This is a genomic window from Sphingobium sp. BYY-5 (assembly GCF_022758885.1).
Taxonomy (GTDB): domain Bacteria; phylum Pseudomonadota; class Alphaproteobacteria; order Sphingomonadales; family Sphingomonadaceae; genus Sphingobium.
In genome coordinates this window covers 307,627-325,427 of sequence record NZ_JALEBH010000001.1, presented here as the reverse complement: position 1 = coordinate 325,427, position 17,801 = coordinate 307,627, and the positions used below count along the sequence as shown (strand labels likewise).

Below are 17,801 nucleotides of genomic sequence, written 5' to 3'. Positions count from 1 at the left end.
GTTAAGGCGCTGGCGCGTCGCCGTCAACGCGGGGATTCGCGATCTTGGGCGGCATGGTGGCGAGCGGATGGCGCTTGTTCACTAGTTCGACCAGCCGACGGCTGTCGACATGGGTATAGATCTGCGTCGTCCCGATGTCCGCATGGCCCAGCATCGCCTGCAAGGCGCGCAAATCCGCCCCGCCCTCCAGCAGGTGGGTGGCGAAGGCATGGCGCAGCACATGGGGGCTGACCCGTTCGGGCGCGATGCCGACGGCGGCGGCCAGCGCCTTCACCAGTTGATAGAGGCGGATGCGGCTCAAATGGCTCTTGCCGGAGGGAAAGAGCCATGCGCTGTCCGCCGGGACATGGCGCAGCCAGACGGCGACGGCGGCGCGCGCCCGGTCGGAAATCGGCACCAGCCGCTCGCGCGCGCCCTTGCCCTTCAGGATCAGGAAGGGCCGGTCATGGGCCAGCGCCCGGCGCGGCAGCGATACCAGTTCGGTCGCGCGCAAGCCCGACCCGTAGAGCAGTTCGATCAGCGCGGCGAGCCGCAGGTCGAGCGGCGCGGGATGCTCCCCCTCCAGCCGCTCGGCGATCAGCACGAAGAAGCGATCGACTTCGGCGGTGGACAGGATTTTCGGCAGCGACCGGCGCGTCACCGGGCGCGGCAGCGCGGCTGAGGGGTTGTCGGCGCGCAGCCCCTCCTCCTCCAGAAAGCCGTAGAAGGCGCGCAACGCCGCCGCCTTGCGCGCGACGGACGAAGCGGCCAGCTCCGCCCAAGCCGTCGCCAGCGACCCCAGCCCGTCCTTGGTCGCGCCGGACAAGCCGCCCAGCAAATCCCCCGCGCCGGTCAGGTCCGTGCGATAGGCCAGCAACGTATTGCGCGACGCGCCGCGCTCCGCCGCCATCATTTCGAGGAAGCGGTCGATCAGGGCGGCGTCATCCTGCCCCATAGTCAGGCCCGGCTGAGCGCCTCTGCCGCGATCATCCGCGCTTCGGGGTCCAGCCCGACCCGGTGCAACGCTGCAACGACATGATAGAGATGGGCGGGCGGCAGGCGGCTCCACTCATTGCCCTGCATCCCCACCGCCGCCAGCAGCGCCACGGTCGCCTTCTCGCCCCGCTGCGCCGCCGCGCCGATGGCGCGCGCCCAACGACTGTTGGCGGCGAGCGCGAAGCCATTATCCTGCGCCAGCGAAGCGGCGTCCTCGGCCGACAGGCGGGACAGGCCGGCCAGCGCCGCGATCAGCAGACGGCCCTTGTCCGCTCCGGCATCGCCGACATAGCCCGACACGCGGCTCGAACTGATGTCGACCACCGGGCTGGGCGCGCCGACGGCCAGCAGCGCCCAGAATTGCGACGCGCCCGCGCCGTCAATCTGGCCGACCGCACGCGCCCAGCGGGCGGCGTTGCGGTCATAGCCGGCAGTCAGCATGGCGGCGACCAGGTTGGCGGCATCCTGCGCCGCTGCCTGTGACACCGGCAGCGCCGCAGCGGCGCGGGCGGTCGCGATCAGGCCGACATAATCGGGCTTCGCGCCGTCCTGCCACCAGTTGCGCATACCGCCCAGGCGATCGCCCACGGTCGCGCCCGAATAGGCGGTGCGCAGCGCATCGATCTTGTCGGCGACGTCGTTCGGCGCATCGCCGTCCGTGCCGAGCTGGCCATAAAAGTCCACCAGCGCCGCATTGGAAAAGACCCCCAGCCGCGCCGCGATATCGACGCCGGGCCGCCGTCGCACCGCCGTCAGCGCGGGCGCGCGCGCTTCCCAGGCGCGGACATGCTGGCCTGCCGTGGCATAGAGCGTATCGGGAATTTCGACATTGAGCGCGGTCGCCAGGCCAAAACGCCAGGCGGTGAGGCGATCCACCCCGTCCCATTCGATCTTGACCGATCGGCGCGCATTGAAACCGGCGCCGACCACCTTTTCCGCCAGGCGATAGTCAATGCCGCGCACAACCCCCTTGCGCTGCGCCTGGTTGAGCGCGCCGCTGGCCGTACCCTGATCGCCCGACAATGCCGGGCAGATCGCCCGCGTCATGTCCCAGCCCGGCTCCTTGCTGAAACGCAGCGCGCCAGCCGACAGGGGGCAAAGGCCCGCCGGATCGGCAGTCGCCAGATAGGTCTGCATCGCGATGGCGTAGAGGCGCGGGCTATAATGGTCCGAGTCGACGCTCTGCACCATCAGGCGCGCGCTGTCCGCCTCCCCCATGCGCAGCAACAGCCAGGCGCGCTCGGCCGCCCAGTCCGCTCCGTCAATGTCGCGCGGCGTGTCGGTTGCGCTCAGCAGCGCCCGGCGCAGCAGGATGGAGGCCCAGCGCGACACGATCGGCGCGTGGGTTTCCTTCATCAGCGTGGCGAGGAACCTGCCCGATTCATTCCCGAAGGCATCCGGCCCGAACCCGCGCGTCTGCGGCGTCAGCGGCCCGATCCGGGCAAGCGAGCGGCGCGCCGTGGCGGGCAGGTCATATTTCGCCTTCTGCGCGGCCACTTCTTCCGGGGTCAACGCATCCTCGGCCGCATTCTGCGCGTCCTGCGCCAGCGACAGATCGGGTGGTGAAGACGGATTGAGCGGCTGCACCATGGGCACGGCGGGTGCAGGCGATGCGGGCGACGGCGCCTGTGCCGGGCGAGCAGGTCGCGGCACGGGGGCCGGTGCTTCGGGCGCGTCGCCGAAACCGGGCGGCAACAGTGATTCGGGCGCCTGTTGCGCCACCACGGGCAAGGTCAGAGCGAGCGCGAAGCTGCCCAGCGCCCATTTGGCATTAGCCCGCGGCCAGCGCATCCGCCTTACTGACCCAGCTTCTCGGCAGGGATGGTCTTTTCAACGCGCTGCTGCGGTTGTTCGCCGCCGCGCGACCAGAAAAAGGCAAGCAACGCAGCGACCAGAACGACCAGGACGATGGGAAGGATCGGCAGGCGGCTGCTCCGGCGACGCGTGCTGCCTTCGAAACTGCTTAAGTTGCGATTATTCTTCATAGGTCCTTGGCTATAGCTTTCCGGGCCTGCAAGGCCTGGTGACAAAGAAAGATGCGATTTGCCTCTGTGACGGCTGGCTGTATAGCCCCCCTCGCCATGCAGCGAAACAGCAAAATCCCGGAAGGCCAGGCCAGGCGTGGTCCCATCGTCCTGGTGGGCATGATGGGCGTGGGCAAATCGACCGTCGGCCGCCGGCTGGCGGCACGGCTGGGCCTCAGTTTCGTCGACGCCGACGAGGAAATCGAAAAGGCCGCCGGCATGACCGTGACCGAGATTTTCGAACGCTATGGCGAAACCTATTTCCGCGACGGTGAGCGCCGGGTCATCAGCCGGTTGATGGATGGCGCGCCCAAGGTGATCGCGACGGGCGGCGGCGCCTTCATGCAGGACGAGACGCGCAAGCTGATCCTGGAACTCGCAACGGCCATCTGGCTGGACGCCGACATCGACATATTGGTCGACCGTGTGTCGCGCCGCGACGGGCGGCCGCTGCTCAAGAATCGCGATCCGCGCGTGGTGCTGACCGAACTGGCGGCGGTGCGCAACCCGGTCTACGCGCTCGCCCCCATCCACGTGAAGAGCATCGCCGCGCCGCATGAAATCGCGGTCGAGCGCATCATGGAGCAATTGACGGCATGGCATTAGTCCGCGTCGCGCTGGACGCGCGCAGTTACGACATCGTCATCGAACAGGGCGCGCTGGACCGCGCGGGCGACACGCTGCGCGGCTATGCACGGCAAGGTCGCCTGGTGGTCGTCACCGACGCCCATGTCGCCGCGACCCAGTTGCCCCGCCTGGAAGCCAGCCTGCGCGCGGCGAATATTGCGGTCGAGCCGATCATCCTGCCGCCGGGCGAGCAGACCAAGAGCTGGCGTCATCTGGAGCAATTGCTTGACGGGCTGCTGGCGCTGGAGATTGAGCGCGGCGACCATATCGTCGCGCTGGGCGGCGGCGTGATCGGCGATCTGGTCGGCTTTGCCGCATCGATCCTGAAGCGCGGCTGCCATTTCATCCAGGTGCCGACCACATTGCTGGCGCAGGTCGATTCGTCGGTCGGCGGCAAGACCGCGATCAATGCGCGGGCGGGCAAGAATCTGATCGGCAGCTTCTACCAGCCCGCCCTGGTCCTGATCGACCCGTCGACGCTCGACAGCCTGCCGCCTCGCGAAACCCGCGCCGGCTATGCCGAGGTGGTGAAATATGGCCTGATCGACGATCCGGCCTTCTTCGCCTGGTGCGAGAGCAATGCCGACGCGCTGCTGGCGGGCGACCCGGACGCGCGCACCTATGCGATCGAACGCAGTGTCAGCGCCAAGGCGGCGATCGTCGCCGATGACGAGCGCGAAACGTCGGGCCGCCGCGCGCTGCTCAACCTGGGCCACACATTCGGCCATGCGCTGGAGGCCGACACCGGCTTTTCCGACACGCTGCTCCATGGCGAGGGTGTCGCGGCGGGCATGGCGCTGGCCTTCCGCTATTCGGCGCGGCTGGGTCTGTGTTCAAGCGCCGAGGCCAATCGCGTGACCGCGCATCTCAAGGCCGTGGGCCTGCCCCACGACCTCGCCACCGCCCATGTCACCGCCGATGGCCCGGCGCTGGTCAGCCATATGCTGCACGACAAGAAGATGGCGGCAGGCACCCTGCCCTTCCTGCTGGCGCGCGGTATCGGAGCGACCTTCCTGTCGAAGGATGTCGCGCTGGACGATGTGGCGGCATTTCTGGATGAGGATCGGTTGGGCTGACGGCTTTGCCGGGATTGCATTGCGCCAATGGATAAAATCCGACGCTGCATAAATGTCTTGCAATGTTGGATTTCAAAATGTTCTTCCTTTGTTCCAATGGAGGGAGAATATTATGGTTTCCGTCACTACAGTCCTGACACGGACCGCGATGTCCGCTTTGGCGCCCGCTAGCAATCCTACCGTCTTTCTGAGCGATAGCAGATGAGGTGGATGGCTCCCGCTCACGGCATCTGAGTGCCAAGATGGGTTGCTATCAGGCAAACCCGAGCAATGGAGCCATCCGCCATGGAGATTACCACAGTCGGCCTTGATTTGGCCAAGCGTGTTTTTCAGGTTCATGCTGTTGACGCATCTGGGACCGTTGTCTTGCGCAAAGCCCTGCGACGAGCACAGGTGCTGCCTTTCTTCACCAAACTGCCGCCTTGCCTTGTCGGCATAGAGGCATGCGGCACTTCACATCATTGGGCGCGAGAGCTGATCGCCTTGGGGCACGAAGTGCGCTTGATGCCGCCGGCGTACGTCAAACCCTATGTGAAGCGCGGAAAGAACGATGCTGCCGATGCGGAAGCGATCTGCGAGGCCGTAACGCGTCCGACGATGCGGTTCGTTGCTGTGAAATCGCGCGAGCAGCAGGCATTCCTCTCGATGCATCGCGCCCGTGAACTGTTGGTCAGGCAACGTACCCAGCTGATCAATATGATGCGCGGGCTGTTGGCTGAGTTCGGCATCGACATTCCGGAAGGTATCGAGCGGGCGCTTCAGATGGCGAGGCAGGTGGTCGATGGCAAGGCGCCAGACATACCGATCGCAGCCGTGAGGATCGTCGATATGCTGTCACAGCAAATCCTCAATGTTCATGCGCAATTGCGCGAGATTGATCGAGCGCTTGCCGCCCTGGCGCGAAGCGATGATGTTGCACGGCGCCTCGCAACTATCCCTGGCATCGGCCCGGTCGGTGCCACAGCGCTTGCAGCATCGGTGGCAGATCCGAGCCAGTTCAAATCCGGCCGCCAGTTTGCTGCCTGGCTTGGGTTGACGCCGCTTCAGAATTCGAGCGGGGGCAAGGAGCGCCTTGGGCGCATTACGAAGATGGGCGATCGATATCTCCGAAAGCTGCTCGTTATCGGCGCGACTGCGCTGGTCCGTTACGCCAGATCGAGACCTGAAACTGCGAGCCCGCATTTCATGGCGCTGCTGGCCAGGAAGCCTGTGAGGGTTGCGACGGTGGCCATGGCCAACAAAACGGCACGCATCGTCTGGGCAATCATGACGCGCGCAGAGGTCTATCGACCGATCCTGCCGGCCTGACGGAGGAAGGGATTAGCTGAGGAAATCAGCTTCACGAGGTTGTGGGAGCGACGCGATGTGATGGCGATACCGGTCAGACCGGGAACAGGGAAAACCAGATGACGGTCCAAGGCATCATAGCCTGATAAGCAGAATGGGACCTTGTTCGCGGACTCCATCAGGGCCAGCAGTTTCTATCGACTGCATCAACAGGCCGGACAGAAGACTGCACCCGACCAATTCGCTAAATCATCAAATTGCACTTGCAACGCGGGAGCCATCCACAGAGGACGGTCAGGAACGTTCATCTGGAAGGCAGGCAATCTTTCTACGCAGGTTAGCAGCGATCCGCTACAAGGCCTTTATATTCCAACATCTTCCAATCCCACCGGCTCGACAGGCGCCTGGGTACGTTCATGGGATGAGATTAACGGCATCCCAGAATGGTGGGGCGCACAGACTAACAATAGCGCAGTAGATTGCCTAGGTGCGTTGCAGGCATGCGTCACATTCTGTCCGCAAGTCAATCTCTCCAAAGCCGATTACTGGATTAACGATAGTTGGGAGATTAGAGCGGTTTCCACTCATTCAGGCTCATATCCGCACGATTTGAAGTAATTGGCGCATTCGTCGGGCTGGAAGATATCGACGAGCTTTCCGATCAGGCCCCAAAGTCCGCTAACGGTTCGCTCGCCTGCTTTGCGCAGCATTGCCTTGAGCCGGGAGAACGCCTTCTCGATTGGGTTGAAGTCCGGGCTGTAGGGTGGAAGGAAGCGCAGGGCTGCACCTGCGGCCTCGATGAGCACCTGGACCGACGTGCGCTTGTGGCTCGACAGATTGTCCATGATTACGATGTCGCCCGGTCGCAGTTCCGGCACGAGCACTTGAGCTACGTACGCTTCGAACCAGTCGCCGTTGATCGGGCCGTCGAGCACCATCGGCGCAATCATGCCGGTCATGCGCAGGCCGGCCACCAGCGTGGTCGTCTTGCGATGGCCGTGCGGGAAGCCCATCCGCAGACGCTCGCCTTTGGCGCAGCGGCCATGGCTGCGGGTCATGTTGGTCGCCGTCCAGGTCTCGTCGATGAAGACCAGGCGCTCTGGTTCCAGATCGAGCTGACCGTCGAACCAGTGGCGACGCTGCTTCAGGACGTCGGGACGGTCTTGCTCGATCGCGTGCCCGGTCTTTTTTTCCGCGTGATGCCGTGGCGCACGAAAAAGCGATGCAGCGTGCCGATCCCGACCGGGGCGCCCCGCTCGATCAACCGAGCCTGAACTTCGACAAGGGTCATGTCGCCCTGTTCGGCAAGTAGTTCACGGATGAAGCCGCCATGCGCCTCGATCCTGCTCGAATGCCGGTCTCCGCCACGTGGCTTGGCGACAGCCTCACCATGTTCCAGCGCGCGTTGCCGCCAGCGGATCGCGCTCGATGCGCTGACACCAAACCGGTCAGCCGCACCCCGACAACTCAAACCCCCATCAATCGCAGCAATGACCCTGTCCCGCAGGTCCTGTGAAAGCGTTCGTGCCATCCATGCTGGCCTCCTGCCACCAGCAGACAGCGTGAATCACATCAGCGCAGCAAAGGGAACCCCTGCCGATTCAGTTCGTGCGGAAACCGCTCTAATCATTCCTTTCGGACGATTTCGGGGCAGGGTTGCATTTCTTACAATGCGGGTGAAGGAACGAGGATCGTTCTTAAAAACAGCCAGAAAGATGTCATGATCGTTGGCGCAACGCCATCTTCAATAAGCGATCCGAGCACCTATATTCGTGAAGTGTTCGTAAAGAACATACAGCTTCGGCACAGCACCCCCGTCACACCCCCGGCTAGCGGAAATGAATATAATGCGCCGGCCGGCCTGAGGACCCGCTATGTCTATGAATGCGAAGTTCGCAATGTTGCTGGCTGGGAATGCTCGATTGGCTTTGCCATTTATGGAAATGTAAGTTCGCGCTACGTTGATTGCTTTGCTTTCCGGTCGTCCGCAGGATCGAGTTCGATAAACGACATTTGGCGCGGCTTCTGGCTTAAGGGCAATCCACCGGTCTTGGCGGGGGGAAATGCGTCAGTACATTTAGTTCGGTGTAAAGCGTCGCAGGGCGGAACCCCCGCTCTTGTCGATCCGGTAGGCTTCAAGCTCGATGGCGCCTTCGTCGACAGTTTCCTTTCGTGGTGCGAAACCTCACAAATCCCGGTCGGCATCCATGTGACCGGGACGGGGGCGGCAGGCACGTTAAGTTCAAATCTTGATCTTCACATCAGCCATCCCATCATCGATCAGGCATCAAACATCGGCATCCATATCGAACAGCTTGCTCCTAGCGCTCTGGTTGAAATCGCTCATCCTTATGTTGCTTGCGCAGCGTCCGCATTTGCAGCTCTGTATATTCATGATGGCGGTGGCCGCATCAGCATCGTTGGCGGTCAAGCAATCGGCAGCGGCGGAACGACTCTGGGCTTCTATGCGGTCCGTCAGAGCGGAACAAATGTTGCTGGCCTCAAACTGTTGAACATGGCCCGACCGGTCGGGGTCGATAGCTGCTCCAGCTTCCGGATCAACCCCGACATAGTCAACCCCGACATTATCGCAAATCCGTATCAGGCTGCTATCCGGGTCGATAATAGTAGCCGCATGGTTCTTCAGCCCGCTTTGTCAGGACGGACTAACGCTTTTCCACAAGGCATCTATCTGGTCGGAGCCAGCAACAACTATATGGAGATTGATCCAACCCTGATCGAACCATCCTGCATCAGCGGGGGCGCAGGGAACAAGGTTCAAATTAATGGCATCCCCATAACTAGCCTCGGTTCAACGGGCACCCATTACATAACCGGCGTTCTCGCCTAGGCTCAAAAGGACGGCCCTCCCATGGCGGAGGGCCGTATTCTTAAACTGATGTCCGGTCGAACGATAACGTAAGTGCTGGCTTGCACGATCTATCAAACAAAAAAGGGCGCCTCGCGGGCGCCCTTTCCATTCGTACCGTGAAGGCCGATTACTTCTTCAGCGTCAGGCCGCCGAAACGCTTGTTGAAGCGCGCCACCTGGCCACCGGTGTCCAACTGACGGTTGCCGCCCGTCCAGGCCGGATGCGACTTGGGGTCGATGTCGAGCGCCAGCGTGTCGCCTTCCTTGCCCCAGGTCGAGCGGGTCTGGAAAGTGGTGCCGTCGGTCATCTGGACGGTAATCAGGTGGTAGTCGGGATGGGTATCGGCCTTCATGGCGCTATGCTCCTTATGTGGCCGGTTTCCGACCGGCCGGATGCGAAAAAATGCGAAGGCGCGCCGTTAGCCGTTTCGGCGCGGATTGGCAAGGGTGTATGTTCATCCTCCCCTGTAACGGCAATCGCATATGGCCTTTCGCCTCTCTACAACCGTCATGCTGAACTTGTTTCAGCATCCATTTCGCCTCCGGGTCCGACAAACCAGGAGGCGAAATGGACCCTGAAACAAGTTCAGGGTGACGAAAAAACATAGGGCAGATCTATATGCAATTCCCCTGCTCTTACAGGGGAGGAACAGGAGGACTCAATCCTTCGGCGGATCGGTAATCATCGCGACGAAATTGGCTTCCGACGCCAGCTTGCCGTCGATCAGCGCCTTGCCGGAGAATTTGCAGATCGCGCCGCGATTCTGAGTCACTTCGACATGCAGGTCGAGCAGGCAGCCCGGCTCCACCGGCGAGCGGAATTTCGCGCCGTCGATGCTCATGAAATAGACGAGCTTGCCGCTATCGGCGAGGTCCATCGATTCCACGGCCAGCACGCCCGCGGCCTGCGCCATCGCTTCGACGATCAGCACGCCGGGCATGATCGGCCGGGTGGGGAAATGGCCCTGGAAAAAGGGCTCGTTCACCGACACCGCCTTGATCGCGTGGATCGACTGGTTGGGCACCAGCGACACCACGCGATCGATCAGCAGCATCGGATAACGGTGCGGCAGCGCCGCCATGACCCGACGGATATCCATCGGGCCACGCGCGGTCGATTCAACTTCTACCGTCATTCAGATCAGCGCGACTTGGGCGCCTGCGCCGGGGTTGCCGGAGCGGCCGCACCGGCCTGACCCTGGCGGCCCGGCTGCCAGCCGGCCGGCGGGGTGATGCCGACGCTGGGAACCAGCGCGTTGAGTTCCGTGACAACCTCGTCGGTGATGTCGACGGCCGGCTGATAGGACACGGTGGCCTCCGGCGAAAGCACCAGATCGACCTTCGCCTTGGTCATCGCGGTCTTGAGCGCGTCGGAAAGGCGCGCGGCGATCTGTTCCTCGACATAGGCGTTGGCGAGCGCGATCGGCTGACCCATCTGCTGCAGTTCGGCCTGGGCGGTCTGCTGCGACTGCTGGAACTGCTGATACTGGGTTTCGAGCGCCGGGGTCGGCTTGTTGTTCGCAGCCCGCAGCGCAGCCTGCAGCGCGTCGCCCTTGGTCTTGAGGTCGGCGTCGATCGCGGTCTTGCGCGTGTTGAACGCATCGATCTGCGGCTTGTAGGTGGTCTGGATCTGGGTCCGTGCGGCGGTGTAGGCGGCGCTGGTGCCCACGGCGCGCTGCAGGTCGGCGACGGCGATACCCGCCTTCGACTGGGCGGCGGCCGGAACGGCGGTCAGAGCCAGAGCGGTCATGGGCGCCAGAACGAGCGCCGCTGCTTTAACGATAGTCTTCATTAGAACTGAGTCCCCACATTGAAGGTGATGAGCTTGTTGTCGTCCCCTGGTTCCTTGAGCAGGGCCTTGGCGATGTCGATGCGGAACGGCCCGAAGGGCGAGTTCCAGTTGACGCCAAAGCCCACCGACAGACGCGGTTTGAGCGTGTCGCCGAGATATGTTTCCACGAAGCCGTTGGATACGGAGTAGTCCGTGCCGAAATTCGCGGGACAGGTCGGGTTGGCGGCTGTGCCTCCCGCCTTGACCGTGGTCTGGCCGGTCGCCGAGCAATAGCCCGCAAACTGACCATTGCCATTGATAAGACCCGGCCTCTTCAAACCGGCAACGGCGCCAGCATCCATGAAGATCGACGGACGAAGCCCCATTTCGCGCGCGCCAGAGCCAAGCGGAATTTCGATTTCAGCGCGCGTTAGATAGTAAATCTTGCCGCCCAGCGCATCGTCTGTCCGATTGTTACTCCCGGTATTTTCCACTCCGGTCGCGACTCCATCGGTCACGGTCGCCGAATAATAGCGACGAACGATGCGCGGGCCGACGCCGCGGATGTCGAAGCCACGGAATTGCGGTTCGCCCAGGAAGAAGCGGTCGACCAGGCGGACCTTCTCGACCAGTTCGCCGGTCGCGTCGCGGCGTTCGCCTTCCAGACTGTGGATATAGCCGCCCTCGCCCGACAGCGAGAAGATGAAGCCAGCGCCCAGCGGGACGAACTTGGACGCCGATATGCGCGTCTTCACATATCTGACGCTGCCGCCCAGACCCGCGAAATCCTGGCTCAGCACGACATTCTGGCCGCGCGTCGGACGGATGCGGTTGTCGCGCGTGTCATAGATCAGCGAATAGCCAACCGACGAGGTGGTCCGCTTGCCGATGGCGTCGCAGAGATAGCGGCCCGCCAGCAGCGGATCGCAGACGCCGTCGGTATAATAGGTGGCCCTGTCCAGCGTCGTATCGTCGAAGTTCAACTGATAGCGCAGCGCCAGCGACATATATTCGGTGATCGGCACGCCCGCGCGCAACTGGAAGCCGGTCGACGTATTTTCATAGGTCGTGTCGCGGGTGTTGCTGGTCAGATAGCGGAAGCTGTTGAGGTCGCGGCGATAGATGTCGCCGCCCAGCGCGATATTCTTGTCCATGAAATAAGGCTCGGTAAAGCCCACTTCTATCGACTTCGAATAGGCCGAATAATTGACCGAGGTGCGCAGTTCCTGCCCCTTGCCGCGGAAGTTGCGCTGGGTGATCGACGCCGCGACGATGAAACGTTCAAGGCTGGAATAGCCCGCCGACAGCGACAGTTCGCCGGTCGATTTTTCCTGGACGTTGGTTTCCAGCACGATGCGGTCGGGCGCGGAACCCGGCTTCTGCTCGATGTCCAGCTTCTCCTGGAAGAAGCCGAGCGAGTTGATGCGGTCCTTCGAACGCTTGACCAGGAAGCTGTTGAAGGCGTCGCCTTCGGCCAGGCGGAATTCGCGGCGGACGACCTTGTCCTGGGTCAGCGTATTACCGTTGATGTCGACCCGCTCGACATAGACGCGCGGCGCGTTGGCGATCTTGAAATTGATCCCCATCGTCAGCGTGTCCTTGTCGCGGTTGAAGTCCGGCGACACGTCCGCGAAGGCATAGCCGAACAGACCCGCCGTCTCGCTCAGCGTATCGACCGTATCCTCGACCTGCTTGGCGTTGTACCAGTCGCCCTTCTTCATCGGCAGGCGTCGGGTCAGGCTGTCGCCCGACAGATCGCGAATGTCGGATTCGACCTTCACGTCGCCGAACTTGTAGCGATCGCCTTCCTCGACGACATAGGTGATGATGAAGTCCTGCTTGTCGGGCGTCAGTTCCGCGACGGCCGAAATCACGCGGAAATCGGCATAGCCCTCTGTCAGGTAGAATTGGCGCAGCTTCTGCTGGTCATAGGCCAGGCGATCGGGATCGTAGCTGGTGCCGGAAGAAAAGACGCGGAACCAGCGCGACTGCTTCGTCACCATCTGGCTGCGCAGTTCGCCGTCCTTGAACTTCTCGTTGCCGATGATGTTGATCTGGCGGACCTTGGACTTCGGCCCTTCCGAGATTTCGAACACGATATCGACGCGGTTCTGGTCGAGCTGGACCATCTTCGGCTCGATCGTCGCGGCGAAGCGGCCCTGGCGGCGATACAGCTCGACGATGCGGGCGACGTCGGCGCGGACCTTGGACCGGGTATAGATCTGGCGCGGCGCCAGTTTTATTTCGGGACGTATCTTGTCTTCCTTGAGGCGCTTATTACCTTCAAGGACGATACGGTTGATGACGGGGTTTTCCTTCACCTCCACCGTCAGAACGCCGTTATCGTTGCGGATCTGCACGTCGGCGAACAGTTCCGTTTCGTACAGGTCGCGCAGCGCCTGGTCCAGTATCTCTTGGCTGTAGGGCTGGCCCACGCGCAGCTTGGTATAGGATAATACGGTATCCGGTTCCAGGCGCTGGGTGCCGGTCACGGTGATGTTGCGGATGGTGCCCTGCGGCGCGGGCGTGGCGGCAGCAGTCGACGCCGCAATGGGCGCAGAGGCTGCGGCATCCTGCGCCATCGCGGGCATCGCCGGCAAGCCCGCGATCATGGTCGTCGCCAACAGGACGGCCACTACCGGGTGCTGCCTCATGCTGCTCTTAATCGCTGTCACCCGCTCCACCTCAAAAAACCCGAAAAAATTTATGTCTGCCGCAACAGACGTCACCAAATGGCGCATCCCTGCCCGAAGCGCGTCAGCCGATCAAGCCGGAGAGGCTTTTCCACAGCCCAAAAGATGATAAATCGTTGAAAGTCACCAGCAGCATCATCGCCATCAACACCGCCAAGCCCGATCGATAGGCCCATTCCTGCGCCTGCGGACTAACCGGCCGCCGCTGTACCGCCTCAATCCCGTAGAAGAGCAAATGCCCGCCATCCAGCATGGGAATTGGCAAGAGGTTGATGAACCCCAAGTTAATCGAGATCAGCGCGGCGAAGAAGATGAAGCTCTCCAGCCCCAGCGTCGCCGCCTGGCCCGAAACCTGCGCGATCTTGAGCGGGCCGCCCAGTTCCTTGACCGACCGGCCGCCGCCGATGATCTGACCCAGCGTCTCGACCATGGTGCGGACGATCTGCCCGGTGCGCTCGACCGCCACCACGGGCGCGCGCAACAGGCTGACCGGCACGATCACCGGCTTGCCGGGAGCCAGGCCCAGGCGGCCGACCTTGAACTTGTTGCCCAGGCCATCATCCTCGGCGACGCTGCCGATCATGCCCTGTTTGACGATGCGCTGACCGGCGCGATCGATCACGATCTCGACCGGTTCGCCGGGGCGGATCTGCGCATAGAGGCGGATATCGTCGAAGGTCGCCATGTCCCGGCCCCCCAGCGACACGATCCGGTCGCCTGCCCGAATGTCCGCCGCCGCCGCCGCGCTGCCCGGCTGCACCTGCCCCGCCACAGCGGGCGTGCGGCTTTCGCCATGGATGAAGGCGAAGGTCGCCAGGATCAGGATGGCAAAGAGGAAATTGATCGCCGGCCCCGCCGCCACGATCGCCGCGCGCTGCCACAGCGGCTTGCCGGGGAAGCTTTCCCCCCGGTCCTTCGCCGACATTTCCAGCCAGGCCGGATCGGTCATGCTGGCCGCGTTCATGTCGCCCTTGAAACGGACATAGCCACCCAGCGGCAGCGCCGCGACACGCCAGCGGGTGCCGCGCCGATCGACCCAGGCGAACAGTTCCGGCCCGAAGCCGATGGAAAAGGCCTCCGCCTTCACCCCGCACCAGCGGCCGACCAGATAATGGCCCAACTCATGCACGAAGACGAGCGGTCCGATGACCGCCACGAAGGCAAGCACGGTCAACAGGAAGCCGGGATTCTGGATCAAGCCGTCAATCTTTCCATCACTTGGCCCGCCATGCCGCGCGCCTGGGCGTCCGCCACCAGCACATCATCGATCGCGCGGGGCCTTGCCGCGCTATAGCGGTCCAACACATCCTCCACAATCATGGCAATATCAAGGAAGCCGATGCGGCCATCCAGGAAAGCCGCGACCGCGACCTCATTGGCAGCGTTGAGGATGGCAGGCGCAGCCCCGCCCTCGGCTGCGGCCGCGCGCGCCAGACGGAGCGCCGGAAACCGTTCGTCATCAGGCGCTTCGAAATCGAGTCTGCCAATCGTTATGAGGTCGAGCGGCTGGCATGGCGTGGCGATCCGATGCGGCCAGACAAGCGCATGGGCGATCGGGATGCGCATATCGGGCGAACCGAGCTGCGCCAGCGTCGAACGGTCACGATATTCGACCATCGAATGAATCACCGACTGCGGGTGGACCAATATCTCGATCCGGTCGAGTCCGACCGGGAAAAGATGCGCCGCCTCGATCAGTTCCAGCCCCTTGTTCATCATCGTCGCGCTGTCGACGCTGATCTTGGCGCCCATCGACCAGTTGGGATGGGCGACCGCCTGCGCAGGGGTGATGTCCGCCATCTCCGCCCGGCTGCGGGTGCGGAAAGGACCGCCGCTCGCGGTCAGGATGATCCTTGCGACATCATCCAAACTTCCACCGGCAAGGCACTGGAAGATCGCATTATGCTCGCTGTCCACCGGCAACAGGGTCGCCCCGGCGGCCTGCGCCGCCTCCATCATCAGCCCGCCGGCCGACACCAGCGATTCCTTGTTCGCCAGCGCCACCGTGCCACCGGCCTTGAGCGCCGCCATGGTGGGCTTCAGGCCCGCGCAGCCGACGATCGACGCCATGGTCCAGTCCGCGCCCAGCGCCGCCGCCTCGACCAGTGCATCATCGCCCGCCGCCGCCTCGACCCCCGATCCGGCGAGCGCGTCCTTCAAGGCGCCGTAAAGCCGCGCCTGTCCGATCACGGCAAGCTGTGCCCCGGTCTCGCGCGCTTGCGCTGCCAAGCTGTCCACATCGCTGTTCGCCGTGAGCGCGATGATCCGGTAGGCGTCCCGATCGCGGCGGACCAGGTCCAGCGTCGACAGGCCGACCGATCCGGTCGCACCGAAGATGGAGATGCTTTTCATCCGCCCTGCACCAGGATCAGATAGAATAAAGCGGCGAGCGGTGCGGCGGCGACCACGCCGTCAAGGCGATCCATCACCCCGCCATGGCCGGGCAGCAATGTGCCGCTATCCTTCACCCCCGCCTTGCGCTTCATCCCGCTTTCCAGCAGGTCGCCCAGTTGCGCCGCCACCGCCAGCAGTCCGCTGGCCGCCGCCAACTGGATCGGCAGCCCGGCAAAACGGTGCAGCAGGAAACCCAGCACCAATGCCGCCAGTACGCCCCCGGCCAATCCCGACCAGGTCTTGGACGGGCTGATCCGCGGCGCCAGCTTCGGCCCGCCGATCGACCGGCCGGCAAAATAGGCGCCGATGTCGGTCGCCCACACCAGCGACAGCGCCCAGAAGGCGAGCAGCAACCCATAGATATTGGGCTGCTCCGCCCGCAGGAACTGGAGCGCGACGATCGGCACGCAGATATAGGGGATGCCCGCTGCCAGCTTCATGTTGCGGCTGGTGAAGGCGACGAAGAAGAAGGCCGCCGCCCCCGCCGCCAGCACCGGCCAAGCGATGCCGGCAGCCAGCGGGCACAGCAACGCCAGCGGAATCGACACGGCGAACATCGCCGCCTTGCGCTGATCGGGCATGGCGCCGGTCAGGTCGCCCCATTCCCCCTGCATCAGCACGCCAGCGATCACCAGCAGCAGCCAGAACAGCAGCCCGCCCGCCAGCAGGGCGCCCAGGGCCACCGCAATCAGCGCGACGCCGACAATAGTGCGGGTGCGCAATTCGCTTGTCATAGGATCACAATCCGCCGAACCGGCGGTCCCTCAGGCGAAAGGCGTCCAGCGCCTGCGCCAATGCGCGCCCGTCAAAATCGGGCCACAGCATGTCGGTGAAATAGAGTTCGGCATAGGCCGCCTGCCACAGCATGAAATTGCTGAGCCGCTGCTCACCCGACGTGCGGATCAGCAGGTCGAGCGGCGGCAGGTCGGCGGTGTCCAGCTCGGCGTCGATCGCATCGACGCCAATATCCTGCGCCGCCAGCTCACCCCTGACAACACGATCAGCCAGTCGCTGCGCCGCCCGCACCATCTCATCCTGCGCGCCATAGTTGAGCGCGATCGCGATCACCGGGCCGGTATTGCCAGCGGTGCGGGCCATGGCGCCATCGATCAGATCGACCAGCGAAGGGTCGAGCGCGCGATAATTGCCGATGATCCGCAACCGGACGCCATTGGCGTGAAATTCGTCGATATCCGACTGGATGAAGTGGCGGAGCAGGCCCATCAGGTCCGACACCTCGGTCGCCGGACGCTTCCAATTCTCCGAAGAGAAAGCATAGAGCGTCAGACATTCGAGGCCCATATCCTGCGCCGCGCGGGCGACGCGGCGCACCGCCTCCACCCCGGCGCGATGGCCGGCAATGCGCGGCAACAGCCGCTTCTTCGCCCAGCGGCCATTGCCGTCCATGATGATGGCGACATGACGCACGCCATGGGCAGGCGCGACACGGGTCAGATCGGGCTTGGCTTGGCTGGCCATCGGATAGGAATGCGTGCTTTGGCCGCGAAAGGAAAGCCCCGGCTTACTGGCCGAGGATTTCCTTTTCCTTGGCGCTCGACGCCGCGTCGATATCCGCGATGCTGCTGTCGGTCAGCTTCTGGACTTCTGTTTCCAGCCGCTTGCGCTCATCCTCGCTGATTTCGCCCTTTTTCTCGTCGGTCTTCAGGCTGTCCATGCCGTCGCGACGGACATTGCGGACGGCGATGCGCGCGCCTTCGGCATATTTGCTGGCGAGCTTGGCCAGTTCCTTGCGGCGGTCTTCCGTCAGGTCCGGGATCGGCAGGCGCAGCGTTTGCCCGTCGACGATCGGGTTCAGGCCCAGGCCCGCCGATCGAATCGCCTTGTCGCACGGGCCGACATTGACCTTGTCCCACACCTGGACCGACAACATGCGCGGTTCGGGCGCCGACACGGTCGCCACTTGGTTCAGCGGCATATGGGCGCCATAGACTTCGACCGTCACCGGATCGAGTAGTTGCACATTGGCGCGGCCGGTACGCAGGCCGCTCAGGTCGCCCTTGAGCGATTCGAGCGCGCCGGCCATGCGGCGTTCGAGGTCTGCTTTGTCATATTGCGGCATGGT

The 17,801-nt window shown here is 63.4% G+C and carries 17 protein-coding genes; 4 read left to right on the top strand and 13 right to left on the bottom strand.

What is annotated here, in order from left to right:
• Position 1: 1 nt before the first annotated feature.
• The 3 genes from MOK15_RS01595 to MOK15_RS01585 are packed head-to-tail and all read right to left on the bottom strand — an operon-like array spanning position 2 to position 2,960.
• Positions 2–934 carry a tyrosine recombinase gene (locus tag MOK15_RS01595; protein WP_242929992.1) on the bottom strand — a complete coding sequence of 311 codons (933 nt, stop codon included), beginning with the start codon at positions 932–934 and terminating at the stop codon, positions 2–4.
• Positions 935–936: 2 nt separating this feature from the next.
• On the bottom strand, positions 937–2,766 hold the full coding sequence (locus tag MOK15_RS01590) for a hypothetical protein (protein WP_242929991.1): 1,830 nt from the start codon (positions 2,764–2,766) through the stop codon (positions 937–939).
• Between the two features lie 5 nt (positions 2,767–2,771).
• Entirely contained in the window at positions 2,772–2,960 is a 189-nt protein-coding gene (locus MOK15_RS01585; protein ID WP_242929990.1) for a hypothetical protein, read from the bottom strand.
• A gap of 96 nt (positions 2,961–3,056) precedes the next feature.
• Between MOK15_RS01585 and MOK15_RS01580 the strand changes: the two genes are divergently transcribed.
• From MOK15_RS01580 to MOK15_RS01570, 3 genes are all read left to right on the top strand, one after another.
• Complete coding sequence (locus MOK15_RS01580; RefSeq protein WP_242929989.1) at positions 3,057–3,605, top strand: shikimate kinase; 549 nt, start codon at positions 3,057–3,059, stop codon at positions 3,603–3,605.
• The gene (aroB, locus tag MOK15_RS01575; RefSeq protein WP_242929988.1) at positions 3,596–4,702 is read left to right on the top strand and encodes a 3-dehydroquinate synthase; all 1,107 of its coding nucleotides are present in this window, start codon (positions 3,596–3,598) and stop codon (positions 4,700–4,702) included. The genes MOK15_RS01580 and aroB overlap by 10 nt, the downstream gene beginning before the upstream one ends.
• Before the next feature lie 285 nt (positions 4,703–4,987).
• Positions 4,988–6,010 (top strand): IS110 family transposase, encoded by a 1,023-nt coding sequence (locus MOK15_RS01570; protein ID WP_242929987.1) that lies wholly within the window; start codon positions 4,988–4,990, stop codon positions 6,008–6,010.
• A 563-nt stretch (positions 6,011–6,573) separates the two neighbouring features.
• Here the strand turns inward: MOK15_RS01570 and MOK15_RS01565 are convergent.
• Positions 6,574–7,520, bottom strand: a protein-coding gene (locus MOK15_RS01565; protein WP_242929986.1) for an IS630 family transposase whose coding sequence is annotated in 2 segments (ribosomal slippage) — positions 6,574–7,184 and positions 7,184–7,520 — 948 coding nt in all. Because the reading frame shifts where the segments join, the coding sequence is not laid out codon by codon here.
• A 189-nt stretch (positions 7,521–7,709) separates the two neighbouring features.
• Between MOK15_RS01565 and MOK15_RS01560 the strand changes: the two genes are divergently transcribed.
• A complete protein-coding gene (locus MOK15_RS01560; RefSeq protein ID WP_242929985.1) occupies positions 7,710–8,840 on the top strand; it encodes a hypothetical protein in 1,131 nt (376 codons plus the stop codon).
• A 148-nt stretch (positions 8,841–8,988) separates the two neighbouring features.
• Here the strand turns inward: MOK15_RS01560 and rpmE are convergent, their stop codons facing one another.
• The 9 genes from rpmE to frr all read right to left on the bottom strand — a co-directional run bounded on the left by rpmE (position 8,989) and on the right by frr (position 17,798).
• Positions 8,989–9,213, bottom strand: coding sequence for a 50S ribosomal protein L31 (gene rpmE, locus MOK15_RS01555; protein ID WP_196224061.1), 225 nt, complete (start codon positions 9,211–9,213; stop codon positions 8,989–8,991).
• Between the two features lie 306 nt (positions 9,214–9,519).
• Positions 9,520–9,996: a 3-hydroxyacyl-ACP dehydratase FabZ gene (fabZ, locus tag MOK15_RS01550; protein ID WP_242929984.1), complete on the bottom strand. Its 477-nt coding sequence runs from the start codon at positions 9,994–9,996 to the stop codon at positions 9,520–9,522.
• A gap of 5 nt (positions 9,997–10,001) precedes the next feature.
• The gene (locus tag MOK15_RS01545; RefSeq protein ID WP_242929983.1) at positions 10,002–10,652 is read right to left on the bottom strand and encodes an OmpH family outer membrane protein; all 651 of its coding nucleotides are present in this window, start codon (positions 10,650–10,652) and stop codon (positions 10,002–10,004) included.
• Positions 10,652–13,285: an outer membrane protein assembly factor BamA gene (gene bamA / locus MOK15_RS01540; protein WP_242929982.1), complete on the bottom strand. Its 2,634-nt coding sequence runs from the start codon at positions 13,283–13,285 to the stop codon at positions 10,652–10,654. Before bamA ends, MOK15_RS01545 begins: the two co-directional genes overlap by 1 nt.
• A 103-nt stretch (positions 13,286–13,388) precedes the next feature.
• Positions 13,389–14,522, bottom strand: coding sequence for an RIP metalloprotease RseP (gene rseP, locus MOK15_RS01535; protein ID WP_242929981.1), 1,134 nt, complete (start codon positions 14,520–14,522; stop codon positions 13,389–13,391).
• Positions 14,519–15,676, bottom strand: coding sequence for a 1-deoxy-D-xylulose-5-phosphate reductoisomerase (locus MOK15_RS01530; protein ID WP_242929980.1), 1,158 nt, complete (start codon positions 15,674–15,676; stop codon positions 14,519–14,521). The genes rseP and MOK15_RS01530 overlap by 4 nt, the downstream gene beginning before the upstream one ends.
• Complete coding sequence (locus MOK15_RS01525) at positions 15,673–16,452, bottom strand: phosphatidate cytidylyltransferase (protein ID WP_242929979.1); 780 nt, start codon at positions 16,450–16,452, stop codon at positions 15,673–15,675. Before MOK15_RS01525 ends, MOK15_RS01530 begins: the two co-directional genes overlap by 4 nt.
• A gap of 4 nt (positions 16,453–16,456) precedes the next feature.
• Positions 16,457–17,197 (bottom strand): isoprenyl transferase, encoded by a 741-nt coding sequence (locus MOK15_RS01520; RefSeq protein ID WP_242929978.1) that lies wholly within the window; start codon positions 17,195–17,197, stop codon positions 16,457–16,459.
• Positions 17,198–17,240: 43 nt separating this feature from the next.
• Complete coding sequence (frr, locus tag MOK15_RS01515) at positions 17,241–17,798, bottom strand: ribosome recycling factor (RefSeq protein ID WP_242929977.1); 558 nt, start codon at positions 17,796–17,798, stop codon at positions 17,241–17,243.
• Positions 17,799–17,801: the final 3 nt, after the last annotated feature.

Bases quoted from the DNA above. Each gene is read 5' to 3' on its own strand.
- MOK15_RS01580 (WP_242929989.1), top strand. From the start codon at position 3,057: ATGCAGCGAAACAGCAAAATCCCGGAAGGCCAGGCCAGGCGTGGTCCC.
- MOK15_RS01560 (WP_242929985.1), top strand. From the start codon at position 7,710: ATGATCGTTGGCGCAACGCCATCTTCAATAAGCGATCCGAGCACCTAT.
- MOK15_RS01590 (WP_242929991.1), bottom strand. From the start codon at position 2,766: ATGCGCTGGCCGCGGGCTAATGCCAAATGGGCGCTGGGCAGCTTCGCG.
- aroB (WP_242929988.1), top strand. From the start codon at position 3,596: ATGGCATTAGTCCGCGTCGCGCTGGACGCGCGCAGTTACGACATCGTC.
- rpmE (WP_196224061.1), bottom strand. From the start codon at position 9,213: ATGAAGGCCGATACCCATCCCGACTACCACCTGATTACCGTCCAGATG.
- bamA (WP_242929982.1), bottom strand. From the start codon at position 13,285: ATGAGGCAGCACCCGGTAGTGGCCGTCCTGTTGGCGACGACCATGATC.
- MOK15_RS01545 (WP_242929983.1), bottom strand. From the start codon at position 10,652: ATGAAGACTATCGTTAAAGCAGCGGCGCTCGTTCTGGCGCCCATGACC.
- MOK15_RS01585 (WP_242929990.1), bottom strand. From the start codon at position 2,960: ATGAAGAATAATCGCAACTTAAGCAGTTTCGAAGGCAGCACGCGTCGC.
- MOK15_RS01530 (WP_242929980.1), bottom strand. From the start codon at position 15,676: ATGAAAAGCATCTCCATCTTCGGTGCGACCGGATCGGTCGGCCTGTCG.
- frr (WP_242929977.1), bottom strand. From the start codon at position 17,798: ATGCCGCAATATGACAAAGCAGACCTCGAACGCCGCATGGCCGGCGCG.
- MOK15_RS01595 (WP_242929992.1), bottom strand. From the start codon at position 934: ATGGGGCAGGATGACGCCGCCCTGATCGACCGCTTCCTCGAAATGATG.
- MOK15_RS01525 (WP_242929979.1), bottom strand. From the start codon at position 16,452: ATGACAAGCGAATTGCGCACCCGCACTATTGTCGGCGTCGCGCTGATT.
- MOK15_RS01520 (WP_242929978.1), bottom strand. From the start codon at position 17,197: ATGGCCAGCCAAGCCAAGCCCGATCTGACCCGTGTCGCGCCTGCCCAT.
- fabZ (WP_242929984.1), bottom strand. From the start codon at position 9,996: ATGACGGTAGAAGTTGAATCGACCGCGCGTGGCCCGATGGATATCCGT.
- MOK15_RS01570 (WP_242929987.1), top strand. From the start codon at position 4,988: ATGGAGATTACCACAGTCGGCCTTGATTTGGCCAAGCGTGTTTTTCAG.